The sequence below is a fragment of the Actinoplanes sp. 13 genome (assembly GCF_056134165.1).
Genome location: NZ_JBVYOQ010000001.1, coordinates 484510 through 499012, shown reverse-complemented (window position 1 = coordinate 499012; position 14503 = coordinate 484510). Strand labels below are relative to the sequence as shown.

Genomic DNA, 14503 nt, shown 5'->3' with positions numbered 1-14503 from the left:
TCGTGCGGCAGAAACAGGCGCGGGCCCATTAGGCTTGCGCCTGTGCCGGACGGTTCGAGGTGAACCATTTCAGTCCTACCGCTCGTAAATTCCCCTAGCCGGGGAACTCGGGCGGTAGTGCTGTATCCGGGGGCGGTTCGGCCGGCAGACGGCGGGAGATGCGAAGCGTGGAACCGATGGAAGGCTATGGCCCGGCGTCGCGGCGGCGGTCCGGCATCCGGCGCAAGGAGATGCCCCTGTGGCAGGAGCTGCCGTTGTTGCTGGTGGTGGCGTTCTGCCTGGCCGTGTTGATCCGCACCTTCCTGGTCCAGGCGTTCTACATCCCCTCCGGGTCGATGGAGAACACGCTCGAGATCGATGACCGGGTGCTGGTCAACAAGGTCGTCTACGACATGCGTGACCCACTGCGCGGGGAGATCGTGGTCTTCCGCGGCACCGAGGACTGGGCGCCCGAGGTGACCGAGCCGGTCAGCGACGCCTTCGTGGCCAAGCTCGGCCGCACCATCGGCGACCTGGTCGGCGTCAGCCGCCCCGGCGAGCGGGACTTCATCAAACGGGTGATCGGGCTTCCGGGTGACAAGGTCGCCTGCTGCGACGAGCAGGGCCGGATCACGGTCAACGGCGTGGGCATCGACGAGCCGTACATCGCCGAGGGCTTCAACTCGGACCTGAACCAGCCGCCGATCGCCGGTCAGTGCACCAGCCGCCGGTTCTCCGAGGTGACCGTCCCGGACGGGCAGATGTTCGTGATGGGTGACCACCGTTCGGTCTCCCAGGACGCCCGCTGCCAGGGCCCGGTGCCGATCGAGAACATCATCGGCCGGGCATTCGTGGTGGTCTGGCCGAGCGACCGCTTCACCAGCCTGAACGTGCCGGACGTGTGGAAACAGTTCGCCGCGGACCAGCCGACCGCGGTCGCCGCGCCCGCACAGCCGCAGCCCAAGGCGGACCCGACGGTGTCCACCAATGTCCTGCCCCTTCTGCTCAGCGCGGCGTTATCCGCGCGTTCCGGCATGTCGTTCGTGACTCGACGACGTAGGCTCCGAGCGTGATTGACGAGCAGACCGAAAAGCGCCGGGGGTCTTTCTGGCGCGAGCTTCCGATCCTGCTGGGTGTGGCGATCCTTGTTGCCGTCCTGGTTCGCGCCTTTGTTCTCCAGACCTTCTACATCCCGTCACCGTCGATGCAGCACACCCTCGAGGTGTGGGACCGGGTGCTGGTCAACAAGCTCGTCTACGACTTCCGGGAACCGCGACGGGGCGAGATCGTGGTCTTCAAGGCGCCCGTCGACTGGCAGTCCGGCGCCGACGGGGAGGACTTCATCAAGCGGGTCATCGGCACCCCCGGCGACACCGTGATGTGCTGCGACGACCAGCAGCGGCTCCAGGTGAACGGGGTCTCGCTCGACGAGCCGTACATCTACACCGACGCCGACGGCACCCGTGACCAGGTGGCCGACCAGGAATTCACGATCACCGTGCCGCCCGACCGCCTCTGGGTGATGGGCGACCACCGGGAGGCCTCCGGCGACTCCCTGGAGCACTACGAGCAGAGCACCGCCACGGACGACGCCGGCAAGATCGACGACGCCACGGTCCCGGTCGACTCGGTCGTCGGGCGCGCCTTCACGATCTTCTGGCCGGCCGGCCGGGCGACCTGGCTCTCGGTGCCGGAGGGCTTCGACGCGATCCCGGCCGCACCGGGGCAGTAATCCGGTTCGCCGGACGCGGTGCGAGCGCAATAGGCTTGACCCGTGACCGTGATTGACCGCCGCGCCGCCCGGGTGCTCCTGGTGGACCCGGTGGGCCGGGTGCTCCTGCTGCACGGGGGCGATCCGGGGCGGCCCGGGCTGCGCTGGTGGTTCACCGCCGGCGGCGGGCTGGCCGAGAGTGAGACCGTGCCGGCGGCCGCCGCCCGCGAGCTGTTCGAGGAGACCGGGCTGCGGGTCGCTCCCGAGGACCTCGGCGAGCCGGTCCGCAGCGAGGTCGCCGAATTCGAGTACTGCGGCCGCCACTACCGTCAGAGTCAGGACTTCTTCCTGCTCCGGGTGGCGGACCGGCAGGTCGACACGGCGGGCATGGACGCCGAGGAGCAGCTGACCATCACCGAGCACCGGTGGTGGTCGGCGGCCGAGATCGAGGCGAGCACCGAGCTGATCTATCCCGAGGACCTGGCCGATCTCCTGCGGCGGGTGACCTCCGCCGGCGTACCGTCTGCCGGCGTAGGCGTACCGGAGAAGGGTTTCTAGATGCTGGCCCCACCCCGCACCGTGGTCCGCCGGGAAGCCGGTCTCTACGCGCTGGAGCAGGCGCTGCAGCGCCGTGGCTTCCGGCACGTGGCCGGCGCCGACGAGGCCGGCCGGGGCGCCTGCGCCGGTCCGCTGGTGGCCGCCGCGGCGATCCTGCCGGAGGGCCGGCGCGGCGAGGTTCCCGGCCTGGCCGACTCCAAGCTGCTCACCGCCGCCGCCCGCGAGCGCGTCTACGACGAGGTGGTGGCGCGCGCCCTCGCCTGGTCCGTGATGATCATCCCGCCGACCGAGGTCGACTCCCGCGGCCTGCACGTCTGCAACCTGGCGGCGATGCGCCGCGCGCTCGCGTCGCTCACCGTCCGCCCGGATTACGTGCTGACCGACGGATTCCCGGTGGACGGGCTGGGCGTGCCGGGCCTCGCGGTGTGGAAAGGCGACCGGGTCGCGGCGTGCGTGGCGGCCGCCAGCGTGCTCGCCAAGGTCACCCGGGACCGGTTGATGGTCGAGCTGGACGCCAAGTTCCCGGACTACGGCTTCGCCGTGCACAAGGGTTACATCACCGACGAGCACAGCGCCGCGCTGACCCGGCACGGGCCGTGCACCGAGCACCGGTTCTCCTATGTGAATGTGGCCGCCGCCTCCGGGCGGGGGAACCGGCCGCCCCGGGCGCGCCGACCGGTGGAGCCACCCGCGGCCCTGTTCGAGGTCCCCGCGGGTGGTTCCGTTACGGAGCCGCTGCTGATTCCGGAGGCGGCTGAGGGTACCGTCGGCGTGGCGTCGGGCGAGCAGCCTCAGCCGTCGCCGTCGGTGGGGGAAGATGAGGCCATGGAGGGCGAGACACGATGAGCGCTGAGGATCTCGAGAAGTACGAGACCGAGATGGAGCTCCAGCTCTACCGGGAGTACCGCGACATCGTCCGCCAGTTCTCCTACGTGGTGGAGACCGAGCGCCGGTTCTACCTGGCCAACCAGGTGGACCTGCACGTGCGCAACTCGGACGGCGAGGTGTATTTCGAGGTCGAGATGCACGACGCCTGGGTCTGGGACATGTACAGGCCGGCTCGGTTCGTGAAGAACGTGCGGGTGATGACGTTCAAGGACGTGAACGTCGAGGAGCTGGAGAAGCCGGACATCTCGCTGCCCGATGATGCCGGGTTCGGCGGGTAACCAGCAGGTTATCCACATTCCGCGGTCGTCCACAGGGGCGGTCGCGGCGGTGGGCCCGGCGCGGCAGGGTGACCGGCATGGTCGCTGCCGCCTCACTGTTGTCCTTGTTCCTGCTGCTCGTTCCCGTTCCGCCGGGGACGGCCCGTTATGGGTGGCCGGTGCTGCCGCCGCAGGTGGTGCGGCGCTTCGATCCGCCGCCGCGGCCCTGGCTGGCCGGCCACCGCGGGGTCGACCTGGCGGCGTCGCCCGGGTCGGCTGTTCGCGCCGCCGGTGCGGGGACGGTGCTGTTCGCCCGGGTGCTCGCCGGGCGCGGGGTCGTCGTGGTCGCCCATTCGGGTGGTCTCCGGACGACATATGAGCCGGTCGACGTGGCCGTCGCCGCAGGTGACCAGGTGGCCGCGGGAGATCAGCTGGGCGCGGTGACGGCCGGGCATCCGGGCTGCGCGGCGGCGGCCTGCCTGCACTGGGGTCTGCGCCGGGGCGCAGACTATCTCGATCCGCTGGCGTTGCTGGGGCTCGGCCGGGTGCGGTTGCTGCCGTTGGCCTAGCGGGTCTGCAGCTCGTTCAGCAGGGTCGGCAGGTGCTCGGCCAGGTGTTGGTACTCCTCCGGCCGGTTGTAGACCTGCGCACTCAACCGCAGGAAACCACGCCCGCCCCACGCGTTCACCGCGGTCTCCACCGCCAGCTTGTCGGCGATGTGCAGGCGCAGCGCCTGCGCCTCCGGCGGCGTGCTGGCAAGCCCGGCCGGCAGCGGCACGACCCGCATCGAGACCCCCGGTCCGCCGGGGTGCGGCAGATCGGCGGGCGCCAGGCCGAGAGCGTCACCGACAACCCTCTGGCCGTACGCGACAAGCGTCTCGTTGTGCTGTCGCACGGTCTCCAGGCCCAACGTGCGAAGGGTGAAGACGCCCGCCGGAGCGGCCAGCCAGTTCGTGTAATCGACGGTGCCCTGGAACTCCACCGCCTGGGGGAACCCCTGCTCCTGCTCCCACGAGACGGCGAGCGGATCGATGCGGCGGCGCCAGGCCGGCGCCACGTTCAGCAGCGCGGTGCCGCGTGGCGCCCAGGCCCACTTGTGCAGATTGCCGACCCAGAAGTCGGCCCCGATCGCGGACACGTCGACCGGCAGCATGCCCGGGACGTGCGCGGCGTCCACGAGCACCGGGATGTCGTGGGCCTGGGCGGCGGCCACGATCTCCCGAACCGGGAAGAGGGCCGCAGTGGCCGACGCCAGCTGATCGACCACCAGCAGCCGGGTGCGGCCCGGACGCAGCGCGGCCCGGATCCGGGACACCACCTCGCCGGGCGGGGCACCCATCGGCACCGCCACGGTGCGGGCGCTGGCCCCGCTCCGCCGGCACTGCCGGCGGACGGCGAGCGCGACCGCACCGTACGCATGGTCGGTGAGCAGCACCTCGTCGGTGGAGCCCGGCCGCACCGACTGCAGGACCAGCGACACCGCGGCCGTGGTGTTCGGCACCAGCGCGCTGCCGTCCGGGTCGGCGCCGAGAAACGTCGCCAGATGCCTTCGCGTGTGGACGATCCGGTCCATCAGCCCGCTGCCGTAGAAACGCAGCGGGTTCGACTCCACCTCGTCACGCAGCCGCTGCTGGGCGCGCTGCACCCCGATCGGGAGCGCGCCGAACGACCCGTGGTTCAGATAGGACACCGACGGATCCAGCGTGAACAGGAGCCGGGCGCCGGGAATGGATGGGGGCGGATCACCGGCGGCGCTCATGCAGTGGATCGTACGTGGTCATGCTCGGGGGTGCGCCTGTTTGAACGCCGCCCGGAGCCGGTCCGTCGACACATGCGTGTAGATCTGCGTGCTCGACAGCGAACTGTGGCCGAGCAGCTCCTGCACCGCGCGCAGATCGGCCCCGCCGTCCAGCAGATGGGTGGCCGCCGAATGCCGCAGATCGTGCGGCTTGGTGTGCGGCAGCCCGGCCGCCTGCGCAGCCCGCGCGACGATCCGGCGGACCACGGTCGGTTGCAGGCGGCCGCCCTTCTCACCGAGGAAGAGCGCGTCCCGGCCGGCCCGGGCGGCCAGTGCGGGGCGACCCAGGCGCAGCCAGTCGTCGAGCGCCCGGCGGGCCGGGACGCCGAAGGGGACGGCACGCTCCTTGGCGCCCTTGCCGAGGACACGGATCACCTGACGGGCGTGGTCTACGTCGGCGCGGTTGAGGTTGCAGAGCTCGCTGACGCGTACCCCGGTGGCGTAGAGCATCTCCACGACGGCGCGGTCGCGGATCGCGATGGCGTCGCCCTCAGGATTTTCCGGCCCTTCGGTGTTCGCCGCGGGCCCGTCGGCGGGCCCTGTCTCGCCGGCGGGCCCTGTCTCGCGGGCCGGCTCTGTCTCGCGGGCCGGCTCTGTCCCGCCAGCCGGCCCTGTCCCGCCGGCCGGCGCGTGGTCCCGCTCGTCGGGCGGGGTGTGGCGTTTCGTGGCCGCGGTCATCAGGTCAGCCGCCTGATCGGCGCGGAGCACCGAGGGCAGGCCGCGGTGGGCTCGAGGGCTGGCGAGCTGCGCGCCCGGATCGGCGGCGGCGCGCCCGTCGCGGAGCGCCCAGCCGGTGAACGCGCGGACCGCGGCCGCCCGGCGGGCCTGCGACGTGCGCGCGGCGCCACCACCCAACCGCGCGGCCAGCCACCCGCGCAGCACGATGATGTCCAGGTCGGCCACGCTGGTCCGGCCCTCCCGGACGGCGAAGTCGAGCAACGAGACCACATCACCCAGATAGGCCCGGACGGTGTGCGCCGACCGCCCCTCCACCACCGCAAGGTGGCGGCCGAAGTCATCCACCGCCTCCCGCAGCGCGGAAGGCAGATCCTGGTGCATGTCACGCGTCCGCATCACCCGCGACCGTCCTCCACCGGCGATCATGTCGTCAAGCCTCCGCGCCCGGTCGTGTCGCATCCCGGCCGGTTCGTCGTGCTCCCGGTTCTGTCGTACCCCCGGCCTAACCTCACCGGCATGGCACGTTGGGAAGAGATTGAGAAAGAGGCGCCGGAGTTCGCGGCCCGGGTGCGCGCGCTCTTCGACGCCGGCACGAACAAGACGATCGCCACTCTGCGCCGGGACGGCTCGCCCCGGATCAGCGCGGTCGAGGCGGTGTTCCAGGACGGGGAGCTCACCTTCGGCATGATGCCCGATTCGCTGAAGCTGCGGGACCTGCGCAGAGATCCGCGGATGGCCATGCACAGCCCCACCCTGGAGCCGCCGGCCGACCATCCCGAGAAAGGCCCCGGCGACGCCAAGCTCGCCGGTCGCGCCGTCGAGATGCCGCCCCCGGCCGACACTCCTCACGTGGGCGCCGGCTTCTTCCGCATCGACATCTCGGAGATCTCGCTCACCTACGTCGGCGACCCCGCCGACCACCTGGTGATCGAGTCCTGGCACGAGGGGCGCGGTCACCGGCGTCGCACCCGCACCTGACGCCGGTCCGGCCGTTCGTCTGGTGCGCGCCGTCAGTGGCTCCTGCCCCTGACAACGGTTGCGCTGCTGGCCGTGCTTCGCTCAGGGCTGTGCTTCCCGCTCAGGGCTGTGGTGGCGCTCCGGCTGTGCTTCCCGCTCAGGACTGTGCTTCCCGCTCAGGGCTGTGGTGGCGCTCCGGCTGTGGTGGCGCTCCGGCTGTGGTGGCGCTCCGGCTGTGGTGGCGCTCCTGGCCGTGCCGTGGTTCCGCTTGCGGGGTCAGGGGCGGGTCAGCTCCACGCGGTCGGCGGGATGGACTGTCTCCGTCCCGTCGACCGCGGTGACCACCAGGACGGGAACACCGTCGCGGAGCCGATATTTCCGGCGCTCGGCGTCCGTCGGCATGCGTGCGCCGACGCGCTCGCCACGAGCCAGCGAAATGACCTCGACCGGTTCCGGCACCCGGACGAACGTGCCACGTGGCCGATCCACGGTGACCAGCCCTTCACTGCGCAGCTGCCCGATCGCCTGCCGCACCGTGGTGCGGCTGATGCTGTAATCGTCCGCCAGGCGAAGCTCACTGGGCAGCGGATCACCCGGCCGAAGCTCCCCGGACTCGATCCGCTGCCGCAACAGATCCGCCAGCTGACGAAAGACGGCCCGGTCCGCGGAGTGATCGATCATGGTCGTCATCTTACGTGAACACGATCCTCCATCATGTTGTACCTACAGACCAACATTACTAAGCTGACTCTCGCCACACTGAGAAGGCCAAGCTCGATCGGGTGGCAGGGCGGGCGACGGACCCTCGCCGAGGCAGGCAGAAATGCCCCCGAGGCGCGACCGTCGCCCGTTTCTGACCCGCCCGGCCCGCGTCGGCGGTGCCGCTTGCTAGGTCTGCTCTCACGGCGCCGTTGGCTCTCGGCGTGCCCAGGCTAGGAACCGCCCGTAAAGGTTTGGCGGCGACTCACCGTTCGCCGTCAGATCATCCAGAGCCTCGTACATCTGGGCCGACAGATAGATCTTCAGCAACGACGGGAACGATCGGTACTCGGTCAGCAATCTCGCCTTCGCGTTGTCACAAGGCCAGGCCTGCCCGCACACCCTGCAGTTCCACTGCGGACGGCTGCCCAGATGCTCCCTGTTCGTAATCGTCTTCATGCGGTCCCCCCGGTCGGCCCTCGACAAGTCCGCCCCGTGTCTCGGCTCGGCTCTGCCTCGCCCGGCTCGGCTCGGCTCGGCTCGGCTCGGCTCGGCTCGGCCCGGCTCGGCCCGGCTCGGCCCGGCCCGGCCCGGCCCAGCTCGGCCCGGCCCAGCTCGGCCCAGCTCGGCCCGGCCCAGCTCGGCCCAGCTCGGCCCGGCCCAGCTCGGCCCGGCCCAGCTCGGCCCGGCCCGGCGCTCGGGTCGGTCTCGCGGCTGGTGCGGCCCGCGGCTTCGTGTGGCACACCTGAGGCCGATTTCGATATGTGGCACCTGCCCGAGCGACTCAGGCCGCGTGTTCGCGCTTGATGATTCGTGGCTGTGACTGAATCCGAAGCGGAACGTCAGCTGCTCACGGCGCACGGTGCGTCAACGCGCGTTCGGGCTCGTCGTTATGGCCAAGTGCGTCAGCGGCCCAACTCGCACGATGCTGCTGGGCCGGTGTGAGGCGGCCGGGCGTCCGGCGGGATTCGCGGCCGCAGCGATGTGGGTGGCGGGGGACGCGTGAATGGTCCTGTCAGCCAGGGCGACGGGCTGGGATTGGGCTGAGGGAACGGGGGCGGGCTTGAACTGAGTGGAGGAAACGGCGGCGGGCTCGCCCGGAACGAAGCGCACGACGTGAGCGGGTTGCCCGGCGGGGCGGCGACCGGTGCGGGTGGATCGGGTCGGAGGGCGGCGGCAAGCGCAGGCGGCGGAAACGGCGGCGACACGGCCGGCAGGCGTTGGTCCAGGCAGGGGGCGGGCAGCCCGCAGATGCAGCGGCGCCACAGGGTGCGCCAGTCGCGGCGGTGCCTCGGCGAACATGGAACCGGGGGTGTTGACCCATGACCTCTAGTCATGCGGAGCAGTGTAGTTGCTTAAGGCCTAGCTGTCTCGTATCAAGTTGATTATCGACTAATAGTCCCGCGCCTACGGTCGATCATGTGGGAGTGAAGCCGATCCGACTCATGGGCGCGCACGAGATCCGCATCCGTCTGGGCGGAGTCAGCCGGCAGCGGGCCTACCAGATCACGAGTCGAGCCGATTTTCCGAAGCCGGTTGCCGACCTCGCTCAGGGGAAGGTCTGGCTGACTGAGGACGTCGAGGCGTGGATGAAGGTTCACCGCCGTGATCTGGACGAGTCCGAGGACTGAGGCCGGCGCTCGCGCCGCCATGACGGCGCGACCGCTACGACCGGCTGTGGGCGCCGGGCCACCACCGGAAAAGGTGGGGCCGGCGCCGACGAGCCGGCCAGTGCTGTGCCGCCAGTAGGCCAACGCCTCACGTCCTGCTTGTGCCGGCGGGATCCCGCGCCGGCGTTCCGGGCTCAGGCGTCGGGGGCCAGGGCGATGCCTTCTTCCCGGCGTACGACCAGGCCGGCGGTCTCCAGCAAGGACAACCGGCGAAGGACCGTGCGGAGGGGCAGCCGGGCCGCGGCGGCGAGATCCTCCGGAGTGGACGTCCCCCGTCGCGGGAAGGCCTCCAGGACGAGCGCCGACTCCTCGTCCAGCGAGTCGCGCACGTGCTCCGGTCCGCGTGGCGGCTCGGTCAGGAACTCGCCGATCCGGCCCACCTCCTCGAACACGTCCGCGGCCGACGTGACCACCCGCGCGTACGGGTCGGCGCGCAGGATCTCGTGGCAGCCGACCGACATGGCCGAGGTGACCGGCCCGGGAACCACCATCGCGGGCCGCCCCATGGCCAGCACCCGGCTCATCGTCTGGGTGGCGCCGCTGCGGGCGGCGGCCTCGACGACGACGGTTCCCGCGGTTGCGGCGGCGATGACGCGGTTGCGGATCAGGAACCGGTGGCGCAGCGGCTCGGCGCCCAGCGGCCATTCGCTGATCAGCAGCCCGTCCTCGGCGATCTTCTCGAACAGGGCGGCGTTGCCCACCGGGTAGGGACGGTCGACGCCGCAGGCGAGGATCGCCACGGTCCGGCCACCGGCTGTGAGTGCGCCCCGATGGGCGGCGGCGTCGATGCCGAAGGCTCCGCCGGAGAGGACGGTCCAGTCCCGGCTCGCCAGGCTGTGTGCCATCTCGGTCGCCACGTGGGTGCCGTAACTCGTGGCCGCCCGCGCGCCGACGATCGCCACGGATCGGTCCAGCGTCTCGTGGAGCGGCGAGCTGCCGCGTACCCAGAAGCAGAGCGGCGGCCGCGTGTCGACGTTGATCCGGCCGCCGGCGTCGAGTTCCAGCCGGGCGAGCTCGTCGACCCGGGACGGCCACTCGGCGTCCGAGGGCACGACGAGGCGGATGCCGAGTCGCTCGGCCTTGCGCAGCGCGATCTCCGCCACCCGGTTGGCGTTACCCACGGCGGCGCGCGCGCCGGCCGCGGCGAGCAGCCGCTTGTCCGGGAAATCGCCGCTGAGGAGCCGTTCCAGCGTCTCCGGCGCGCCGCACTGCCGCACCGACGACCACACGGCCCGGTTGCCGGGCTCGGCGAGCCAGGTGAGCGCGACCCGGGCCGCCCGGTCCGCCGCGTCGTCGGCCGTGCTGCCGGCGCTGTCCGGCGGCGGGAGGCCCGGGGCGTCGGGGTGATCCGGCTTCATGAGGTCGGTCCTTTCGAGGGCGAGGTGAGCGAGGGCGGAACAGGGGACGGCGGCGAGGCGAGGTGGGGCGGCCAGGCCAGGTAAGGCGCAGGCTGCGCCGGGCAAGGGCTCACGACCGATCGCGTACGGGCCGCTGGAGCATCTCGCCCATCCGCAGATAGAAGGCCTCGCTCACGTCGTCGCGCCCGGGCCGATCCCGCCCGTCGAGGTCGCAAACGGTCCAGGCCAGCCGTAACGCCCGGTCGACACCGCGCGCCGACAGCGTGCCCCGGTCCAGTGCCCGGTTGAGGATCTCGGTGTCCCGCGGCGGCAGCCGCCACGGCACCCGCCGCAGCTGTGGTCCTGGCACGTCGGCGTTGACCCGCCACCCGTCCGCCGACCAGCGTTCCGCCGCCGCGGCCCGGGCGCGGGCCACCCGCACCGCGACGACCGCCGACGGTTCGGCGGGCTCCGAGTCGCTCATCAGCTGGACCGCGGTCAGCGGCAGCACGTTGATGTTGATGTCGATCCGGTCGAGCAGCGGCCCGGACAGCCGTCCCAGATAACGGCGCCGGACGACCGGGCTGCAGTGGCACGCCTGGTCCCCGGCGGGGCTGGCGCACGGGCACGGGTTCGCCGCGAGGACCAGCTGGGCCTGGGCCGGGAATTCGGTGGTGCCGCGCGCCCGGGACAGCACCACCCGCCCACTCTCCAGCGGCTGGCGCAGCGCCTGAAGGGTGGCCCGGGCGATCTCGGGGGCCTCGTCCAGGAACAGCACGCCCCGGTGCGCCAGCGAGAGCATGCCCGGCCGTCCGAGGCCGCTGCCCCCGCCGACGAGCGCGGCCATGCTGGCGCTGTGGTGCGGCGCCTGGAACGGCGGGCGGCGGACCAGCCCGCCGTCCGGTGGCAGGACCCCGGCGATCGACTGGAGCGCGGTCACCTCGAGGGCGGCCTCGTCGTCCAGCTCCGGGAGGATCGACGGCAGGCGTTCGGCGAGCATCGTCTTCCCGGCGCCGGGCGGGCCGAGCAGCGCCACGTGGTGCCCACCGGCGGCGGCGATCTCCAGGGCGTACCGGGCGGTCTGCTGCCCGGCCACGTCGGCCAGGTCGGGTCCGGCCGGGGGAGGGGCGGGCAGCGCGGGTGGCGGGTCGAGCAGGGTGCCGGTTCCGCGTACGAACTCGATCAGGCACCGCAGCGAGTCGACGGCCCGGACGGTCACGCCGGGGACGACCATCGCCTCGCGGGCGTTGCCGAGCGGCACGATCACCCGGGTGATCCCTTCGCGGACCGCGGCGGCGACCATCGGGAGCACGCCGCGGATCGGCCGCGCCGTGCCGTCGAGCCCCAGCTCGCCGAGGAGGACGACGCCTTCCAGCGGGCGCGGCGGCAACTCTCCCGCCCCGGCGAGCAGCGCTGCCGCGATGGCGAGGTCGAACCCGCTGCCCTGTTTCGGCAGTGCGGCCGGCAGCAGGTTCACGGTGATCCGGCGGTTGGGCCACTCCTGCCCGGAGTTGACCATCGCTGCGCGGACCCGGTCGCGGGCCTCGTTGAGCGCGGTGTCCGGCAGTCCGGTGAGCACCACGGCCGGCAGGCCGCTGGACAGGTCGGCCTCGACCTCGACCAGGTGCCCGGCCACGCCGAGCAGGCCGACGCAGTGCACGCGGGCGTAGCTCATCAGAACGCGGCCCTGATGTGCACCAGCCGAGTGGCGCCCCGGCGCTGTGGAAGCACTTCGATCACGTCGAACCGGATCTCGCGTGCCCGTACCCCCGATTCTCTGAGCCAGCGACCGGCCAGAAGCCGCAGCTTGCGGATCTTGCGGTGGTCGACCGCGGCCGCCGGTGGGCCGAAGGCCGCGCCGCGCCGTGTCTTGACCTCGCAGAAGACCACGTCCTCGCCGTCGCGCAGGATGAGATCCACCTCGCCGTCGGCGCACCGCCAGTTGCGTTCCAGCAGGACCAGTCCGAGGCCTTCCAGGTGCCGGGCGGCGAGCCGTTCGCCGTAGGCGCCGACCGCACGTCGCTCAGTCGTCATGAAGCGGGACCGTGGCACGGCCGGGCGCTGATCGCGGGCGGCCCTGTGGGTTCACCGGCCCTGTGGACAACGTCCCGCGATCCTCCGCCGGTGTGCTACGGGTGGCGGTGTCGGCGCTGGTCACCTACCGTGCGAGGTCGTGGAGCATCGTTACGCCGACGAGTCCGAGCCGAGTTGGTACACCGGCCGCCGCTACACCACCGACCCGGAGGTGTCCGGGTCACACGCGCTGGGTGAGGGCGGCTACCGGATGCCGGAGCAGCGGGAGGCGCCGCCGGAGGGCGTACGCGTGCCGATCCGCGGCCCGGAATATCCGGCCGTCCGCCCGACCACCGCGCCGCCCCAGAGCCCAGCCGCCGAACCGACCGCCCTGGTTCCCCCGGTGACGCCACCGAAAGACCCGCCTGCCGCGCAAAGAGACCCGGAAGGCGTCTATCGCACCCGCCGTTCGGTCTCCTCCGTGGCCCTCGCGGCCACCGTCGCCATCCTCCTGCTGCCGGCACTGCGCCTGCTGCTCAGCGTGACCTTCGCCGCTGACGCCACCGCTCGCGGCATCGTCCCCGCCGTCCTGCTCACGCTCGGTCTCGCGCTGACGGCTTTCGGTCTGTTCGCCGCGGGTGGCGGCCCGCTCACCCGGGACGCCTGGCTGCGCGCTCCGCTGGCCTACCTGCCGGTCGGCCTGATCGTCCTGCTCGCCGCGGGCCTCGCGGTGGCCTGACCGGCCCGCAGGTGGTGGACGGCCCGGACCGGGCCGTCCCGCAGCTTGGCGTATGCTGGTGCACGGCGACCGCCTGAGGCGGTCGACCTCGCGTGCCCTCCGACCGCCCGTCACCGGCTTCACCGGTGCGCCGCGGCCGGCGGCGGTCCTCCCTGGTCCCGATCTCTGTCGGGCCCGACTGTGGCCGCCGACAAGGCGCCAGGGCGCCCACCGCCGGTGAGCGTGACAACCAGGGAAGACCAGGGGAGTAACCCACCATGGCCGTCGTGACCATGCGCCAGCTGCTGGAGAGCGGTGTCCACTTCGGGCACCAGACCCGGCGCTGGAACCCGAAGATGAAGCGCTTCATCTTCACCGAGCGCAACGGTATCTACATCATCGACCTGCGCCAGACCCTCGACTACATCGAGAAGGCGTACAGCTTCGTGCGTGACACCGTCGCCGAGGGTGGCCACATCCTCTTCGTCGGCACCAAGAAGCAGGCGCAGGAGGCCATCGCCGAGCAGGCGACGCGGGTCGGCCAGCCGTACGTGAACCACCGCTGGCTGGGTGGCATGCTGACCAACTTCCAGACGGTCTACAAGCGCCTGCAGCGGATGAAGGAGCTCGAGGCCCTGGGTGACCTGAGCGGCACCGCCGCCGGTTACACCAAGAAGGAGACCCTCCAGCTCTTCCGCGAGAAGACCAAGCTGACCAAGACCCTCGGTGGCCTCCGGGACATGACCAAGACGCCGTCGGCGATCTGGGTCGTGGACACCAAGAAGGAGCACATCGCCGTCGACGAGGCCCGGAAGCTGAACATCCCGGTCATCGCGGTGCTGGACACCAACTGCGACCCGGACGAGGTCGACTTCCCGATCCCGGGCAACGACGACGCGATCCGCTCGGCCGAGCTGCTGACCCGGGTCATCGCCACCGCCGTGGCCGACGGTCTGATCGCCCGCTCCGGCCGTGGCCGTGGCGGCGCCGAGGAGAAGCCCGAGGCGGGCACCGTCGCCGCTGGCGAGCCGCTGCCCGAGTGGGAGCGCGACCTCTACGAGGGCGCCGAGAAGAAGGCCGACGAGACCGCCGTTGCTCCGGCTGCCGCTGCCGAGGCCGCCCCGGCTGAGGCTGCTCCGGCTGAGGCTGCTCCGGCTGAGGCCGCCCCGGCTGAGGCTGCTCCGGCTGAGGCTGCTCCGGCCGCCGCCGCGCCGGCCACCGTCCCCGCCGAGTAAGTCAA

Annotated in this window: 16 protein-coding genes; 10 read left to right on the top strand and 6 right to left on the bottom strand. The window is 71.9% G+C overall.

Annotation, left to right across the window (positions count from 1 at the left end):
- The first annotated feature begins 158 nt into the window (after positions 1-158).
- From lepB (AC0NH5_RS02240) to AC0NH5_RS02215, 6 genes are all read left to right on the top strand, one after another.
- A complete protein-coding gene (gene lepB, locus AC0NH5_RS02240; protein WP_474399264.1) occupies positions 159-1052 on the top strand; it encodes a signal peptidase I in 894 nt (297 codons plus the stop codon).
- Positions 1049-1711: a signal peptidase I gene (gene lepB / locus AC0NH5_RS02235; RefSeq protein WP_474399262.1), complete on the top strand. Its 663-nt coding sequence runs from the start codon at positions 1049-1051 to the stop codon at positions 1709-1711. The genes lepB (AC0NH5_RS02240) and lepB (AC0NH5_RS02235) overlap by 4 nt, the downstream gene beginning before the upstream one ends.
- Before the next feature lie 42 nt (positions 1712-1753).
- Positions 1754-2248, top strand: coding sequence for an NUDIX hydrolase (locus tag AC0NH5_RS02230; protein ID WP_474399261.1), 495 nt, complete (start codon positions 1754-1756; stop codon positions 2246-2248).
- Positions 2249-3094 (top strand): ribonuclease HII, encoded by an 846-nt coding sequence (locus tag AC0NH5_RS02225; protein ID WP_474399260.1) that lies wholly within the window; start codon positions 2249-2251, stop codon positions 3092-3094. It begins immediately after the preceding gene.
- On the top strand, positions 3091-3414 hold the full coding sequence (locus AC0NH5_RS02220; protein ID WP_014447123.1) for a DUF2469 domain-containing protein: 324 nt from the start codon (positions 3091-3093) through the stop codon (positions 3412-3414). Before AC0NH5_RS02225 ends, AC0NH5_RS02220 begins: the two co-directional genes overlap by 4 nt.
- Before the next feature lie 77 nt (positions 3415-3491).
- Positions 3492-3962, top strand: a complete 471-nt coding sequence (locus AC0NH5_RS02215) for a murein hydrolase activator EnvC family protein (RefSeq protein ID WP_474399257.1) — start codon at positions 3492-3494, stop codon at positions 3960-3962.
- Here AC0NH5_RS02215 and AC0NH5_RS02210 read toward each other — a convergent pair.
- Positions 3959-5152 (bottom strand): aminotransferase class V-fold PLP-dependent enzyme, encoded by a 1194-nt coding sequence (locus AC0NH5_RS02210; protein WP_474399254.1) that lies wholly within the window; start codon positions 5150-5152, stop codon positions 3959-3961. The two genes, AC0NH5_RS02215 and AC0NH5_RS02210, sit on opposite strands and share 4 nt — an antisense overlap.
- Positions 5153-5170: 18 nt before the next feature.
- On the bottom strand, positions 5171-6265 hold the full coding sequence (locus tag AC0NH5_RS02205) for a tyrosine recombinase XerC (RefSeq protein ID WP_474399252.1): 1095 nt from the start codon (positions 6263-6265) through the stop codon (positions 5171-5173).
- 120 nt (positions 6266-6385) lie between these two features.
- Between AC0NH5_RS02205 and AC0NH5_RS02200 the strand changes: the two genes are divergently transcribed.
- Positions 6386-6847 (top strand): pyridoxamine 5'-phosphate oxidase family protein, encoded by a 462-nt coding sequence (locus AC0NH5_RS02200; protein ID WP_474399251.1) that lies wholly within the window; start codon positions 6386-6388, stop codon positions 6845-6847.
- A 255-nt stretch (positions 6848-7102) separates the two neighbouring features.
- Here the strand turns inward: AC0NH5_RS02200 and AC0NH5_RS02195 are convergent, their stop codons facing one another.
- Positions 7103-7507, bottom strand: coding sequence for a winged helix-turn-helix domain-containing protein (locus tag AC0NH5_RS02195; protein ID WP_474399249.1), 405 nt, complete (start codon positions 7505-7507; stop codon positions 7103-7105).
- Between the two features lie 1463 nt (positions 7508-8970).
- On the opposite strand from AC0NH5_RS02195, the gene AC0NH5_RS02190 reads away from it, so the two are divergent.
- Complete coding sequence (locus AC0NH5_RS02190; protein WP_052164533.1) at positions 8971-9156, top strand: AlpA family phage regulatory protein; 186 nt, start codon at positions 8971-8973, stop codon at positions 9154-9156.
- Between the two features lie 173 nt (positions 9157-9329).
- Here AC0NH5_RS02190 and dprA read toward each other — a convergent pair whose 3' ends face one another.
- The 3 genes from dprA to AC0NH5_RS02175 form a co-directional block, all read right to left on the bottom strand.
- Positions 9330-10553: a DNA-processing protein DprA gene (gene dprA / locus AC0NH5_RS02185; RefSeq protein WP_474399247.1), complete on the bottom strand. Its 1224-nt coding sequence runs from the start codon at positions 10551-10553 to the stop codon at positions 9330-9332.
- Between the two features lie 109 nt (positions 10554-10662).
- Positions 10663-12207, bottom strand: a complete 1545-nt coding sequence (locus AC0NH5_RS02180) for a YifB family Mg chelatase-like AAA ATPase (protein WP_474399246.1) — start codon at positions 12205-12207, stop codon at positions 10663-10665.
- Positions 12207-12566: a YraN family protein gene (locus tag AC0NH5_RS02175; protein ID WP_474399244.1), complete on the bottom strand. Its 360-nt coding sequence runs from the start codon at positions 12564-12566 to the stop codon at positions 12207-12209. The genes AC0NH5_RS02180 and AC0NH5_RS02175 overlap by 1 nt, the downstream gene beginning before the upstream one ends.
- Before the next feature lie 139 nt (positions 12567-12705).
- Here AC0NH5_RS02175 and AC0NH5_RS02170 point away from each other — a divergent pair, with 139 nt between their 5' ends.
- Positions 12706-13284 (top strand): hypothetical protein, encoded by a 579-nt coding sequence (locus AC0NH5_RS02170; protein WP_474399242.1) that lies wholly within the window; start codon positions 12706-12708, stop codon positions 13282-13284.
- Between the two features lie 257 nt (positions 13285-13541).
- Entirely contained in the window at positions 13542-14498 is a 957-nt protein-coding gene (gene rpsB / locus AC0NH5_RS02165) for a 30S ribosomal protein S2 (protein ID WP_474399238.1), read from the top strand.
- Positions 14499-14503 lie beyond the last annotated feature (5 nt).